General features: G+C 43.5%; 4 protein-coding genes and 1 pseudogene. 2 read left to right on the top strand and 3 right to left on the bottom strand.

Annotated features, from left to right (window positions below; genetic code table 11):
* The coding region (locus V6C93_RS33080) for a GMC oxidoreductase (protein WP_333480934.1) at positions 1–738 on the top strand (738 nt) is incomplete at its 5' end.
* Positions 739–935: 197 nt separating this feature from the next.
* Here V6C93_RS33080 and V6C93_RS33075 read toward each other — a convergent pair.
* The 3 genes from V6C93_RS33075 to V6C93_RS33065 all read right to left on the bottom strand — a co-directional run bounded on the left by V6C93_RS33075 (position 936) and on the right by V6C93_RS33065 (position 2,271).
* A complete protein-coding gene (locus V6C93_RS33075; RefSeq protein ID WP_333480933.1) occupies positions 936–1,379 on the bottom strand; it encodes a type II toxin-antitoxin system VapC family toxin in 444 nt (147 codons plus the stop codon).
* A complete protein-coding gene (locus V6C93_RS33070; protein ID WP_333480932.1) occupies positions 1,379–1,621 on the bottom strand; it encodes a hypothetical protein in 243 nt (80 codons plus the stop codon). Before V6C93_RS33070 ends, V6C93_RS33075 begins: the two co-directional genes overlap by 1 nt.
* A gap of 221 nt (positions 1,622–1,842) precedes the next feature.
* Positions 1,843–2,271, bottom strand: a complete 429-nt coding sequence (locus V6C93_RS33065) for a hypothetical protein (protein ID WP_333480931.1) — start codon at positions 2,269–2,271, stop codon at positions 1,843–1,845.
* A 341-nt stretch (positions 2,272–2,612) separates the two neighbouring features.
* On the opposite strand from V6C93_RS33065, the pseudogene V6C93_RS38605 reads away from it, so the two are divergent.
* Positions 2,613–3,904, top strand: a pseudogene (locus V6C93_RS38605) (NB-ARC domain-containing protein); the annotation flags it as partial.

Genomic DNA, 3,904 nt, shown 5'->3' with positions numbered 1-3,904 from the left:
TTGCTGCTGCGATCGGCCAACGAAAAACACCCCAACGGACTTGCGAACGGCTCTAATCAGGTGGGGCGAAATTTGATGAAACAACTGCTGTCGGTTGTGGTGCAGTTAACCTCTACCGCTAATTCTGGGTCATTTTCCCGCACACTGGGGCTAAATGATTTTTATTGGGGAGACAAGGATTTTCCGTATCCGATGGGTCATGTACAAAACTCTGGTGGTATTTTTCAAGATGTCATTTTTGCAGAAGCACCACCGATTTTTTCGGCATTGTCCAGGCTCATGCCCAATTTTGGCTTGCGACAGTTGGCAACCCATTCAATCGGTTGGTGGCTGAAAACGGAAGACTTGCCCCATCCCGACAATCGCGTTCGCTATGTGGGAGACAAACTGCGAATTGATTACACCCCGAATAATGTAGAAGCGCACGATCGCCTGGTATATCGTTGGGTTGATGTATTGAAAAGCGTCGAGCAGTCTCAGCCTAATGTATTTAACCGCACAACCCATCCTCGCAGTGATATGCCTGTACAGGTTGTTGCTCATCAGTGCGGCACCTGTCGGTTTGGAGAAGACCCAGCGACTTCGGTGTTGAATCTGGACTGTCGTACCCACGAAGTGCATAATCTCTATGTCGTAGACAGCAGTTTTTTCCCATCTCATGCCAGTGTGAGTCCCGGTTTAACGGTCATTGCCAATGCATTGCGAGTGGGCGATCGCTTAATTGAACAGTTGAAGTAAGGCTTCTGAAAAGAAAGTTTTAGCCATCATTTGGTGGCTCGTTGCAGCTTCGCTATTTTTTGGAATGTTGGAAATTAATAAGATTGTGAGTGGAAAAAACATATTGTGGAACATGCGTTCACCCAAGCTACAAAGTTAGCGATCGCCCACTATAGAGCTAATATTAGAGTTGCATGATTTGAACTTCTACCAGAAGTTCAGATCCAGGATTCCAAGTCGAATGGCTGAACTGCTTGAATGCGCTGGAAGTCTTGATCTGTTGTCACTAGGGTGAGTTGATGCTGAAGTGCAACGGCGGCAATCCACAGGTCATTTTCGCCGATGCCCAATTGAGAGATATTGGTTCTACGGCGTTGGGCTTTGTCTTTTGGGGCGTAGCGATCAAAGACTGCGGCTTTGAGGTTGCCGTAAATTTCGGCGGTGGTTTCGTCGATTGGGTAGATGTATAGCCCAACCAAGAAGCGTTGAATCAGGGCAAGATTAGCCTCTCGCTGTTGGGATCGCGCCGCCATGTCAATCAGTTCACCCTTGACAATGGTGCAGGTTGTGATTAACTCATTCCCAAGGTTGGCAAGGTGATCGAGTACTTGAGTGTTGCCCAGAATAGCATAGCTACAGTGGTTGGTGTCGAGGAGAAGCATCACTCGAAGGGATTGGGACTGTAGTCAAATTGCGCTTCGCCCTGTGAGTTTTCTACCGCTTCTAGACATTCTTGGAGGTCGTTGCCTGACCAAGTGCCGATTGTCTTGAGGTGGGCGAGGAAGGATTTAGCAGATGTGGTAGAAGGTTTGGTGGAGAGAGATTGCACGAAGGTGAGTACTTCGGCAAGCCTTGCGCTGGGCAAAGCTTCGATTTCTTGGAGGAGTTGTTCTTTGAGGGTCATAGGGTGTTTTATGGCTGTATCCTATGGGCGATCGCTTTTTCATTTTAGGCGATCGCAACCCGTACAAGCCTCACTCATTCATGTAATTGTAAGAATGTGATCGCTGTTTTTTTGGGGGGGTGCGATCGCACCCCGTCCAATCATCGTATTGCCATCATGGAAATAGATAACATTATGAGTAAAAAAAGGTTGGATTTCTTTGTGTCAACCCAACCTACTAGCTACGGCGCACCTACATATCTCAGACGATTGAGCGAGAATGTGAACGACTGTCCATCTCTAGCTACAAAGTCGTAACATTGAATCCACCGCCCTTGATAATTCTGGCCAATATTATCAGTCACTAAACACGCTTTGTAAGCTTGACCAGACTTTAATCTATCTGACACTATTCTTGTTCTGTCCCGGTTTCGTGTGACAACCTCATTCAAAACATTAATTTCTGCACATCCTCCCGTTCGTTCACTAATGTTGATTCTGGGATTGTCGCAGATATTGAAATAGACTGCACCTGCTGGAGCTGTAAAGTCCCAAGCAAATCTCGTTCTTACGATTTGTTGAGCTTTGGCTGTTTCTGTACTACCTAAAAATGAAACCAGAATTCCAATTCCAGTGCTGGTCAATACGTATCCCAAATCGCTTAGCCTCACCGTTGTCTCCTTCAATGCAACTATCTTACAAATAACCTAGAAGTACAGCCTTGATAGATAACCTAAAGGGTTAACTATTAATTAGACCATCGTTGCTGTTTTAAACTATTACATAGCTTAAAACAGCAATTGTGAAATCCATAAATCTAGAATTTAATACTTCTCCCATGATCCTCAATAATTCAAAGGTTTGCCTAGACCCAAAATGTTCAATTTTGCCGACAATTTTTCTCCTGTTTTCACTTTCTTCAATCTAGGTTTGTACAAAAATATACGTAAATGCACTAAAAAGCTGGAAAATGTGAGCTATAATCCATAAAAACTCCCAGTTCCTAACTCCGATGAATCTTGAAGAAGTGTTAAAGCTTGCTGATAAAATAGTATTTGCCAAAACGGGTCAGCATCTTGACGATTTACAAGAAGCGGTGCTGAGAGGAACTTTACAACGAGAGAAATATAAGGAAATAGCTAAGGATTTTGATTGCTCTGAAAGTCGTGTTAGGGAAGTGGGAGCGGAATTATGGCGGATACTTTCAGAAGAGTTAGGGGAAGATGTAAGTAAATCGAATTTACGATCAGCAATGGAGAGGTTGCAAGTCTCCATATTTTCAAAATATTTTGCACAAGAATCTGTGCAAATAGGCTGCGTTAATTATTCTGGAGAAAGTAGATATCCGCTAGATATACCAAACTCACATCCATATAATGAGGAAATATCTAACTTAAAACAACATCAAGATTTAAGCGAAATGCCAGAGTTGGGTGCTTTCTACGATCGCACTCCTGAACTCGACACCCTCACAACCTGAATTTTACAACAACGCTGCCGCCTAATTGCCCTCACAGGCATCAGCGGTATTGGCAAAACAACATTAGCAGCGCAACTCATACAACAAATAAAAGATGAGTTTGAGTATGTAATTTGGTGCAGTTTAGACGCATCTCCCACCCTAGCTGAATTTCAAGATAAACTGATACAGCTTGTCTCGCAGTCAGAAAAACTAGATTCACCTGCAACGAACCAAAAACCCTTACCTCTAATTAAGTATTTGCAAAAGCATCGCTGTTTAGTCGTCTTAGATGACATTCATAACCTTTTCAGCAGCGGCGAACTGGCAGGAAAGTATAAACCAGGATACGAAGACTATCGCTCCTTATTCAAACAAATAGAAAAGTTATCCCATCAAAGTTGCTTTCTGTTAATCGGTTGGGAACAACCCAGAGAAGTGACTCAAGTTAAAAGCGAAAATATTCCCATTCGTACCTTACAAGTCACAGGCTTAGATATCTCAGCCGGACGGGAAATACTGAGAGATTATGGATTAGCAGAAATCGATAACTACTCAGCACTCATTCACCGCTACCAAGGCAACCCGTTGTGGTTAAAAAGCGTGGCGACTCAGATTCAAGAGTTGGGAGGAGGTGTGACTGAGTTATTACCAGACGATACTATATTGTTACCAGAAGATTTAAAAGATACGTTACAGCAGCAGTGCGATCGCTTATCCGAAAAAGAAAAACAAGTTTTGTCCTTGTTGGCTAGGGAAAGCGAACCCGTCAACCTGGCAAAATTGCTAGAAAATGGAACGATGCCAGCGTCAGATTTACTAAATGCGCTGCAATCTTTATCGCG

The sequence above is a fragment of the Allocoleopsis sp. genome (assembly GCF_036703385.1).
Lineage (GTDB): Bacteria > Cyanobacteriota > Cyanobacteriia > Cyanobacteriales > Coleofasciculaceae > Allocoleopsis.
The sequence above is the reverse complement of the archived record's forward strand: the minus strand, read 5'-3'. Positions and strand labels throughout refer to the sequence as shown.

What these genes read in the sequence shown, in the direction of transcription:
- V6C93_RS33075 (WP_333480933.1), bottom strand. Translation starts at nt 1,379, where the DNA reads ATGCTTCTCCTCGACACCAACCACTGTAGCTATGCTATTCTGGGCAAC.
- V6C93_RS33070 (WP_333480932.1), bottom strand. Translation starts at nt 1,621, where the DNA reads ATGACCCTCAAAGAACAACTCCTCCAAGAAATCGAAGCTTTGCCCAGC.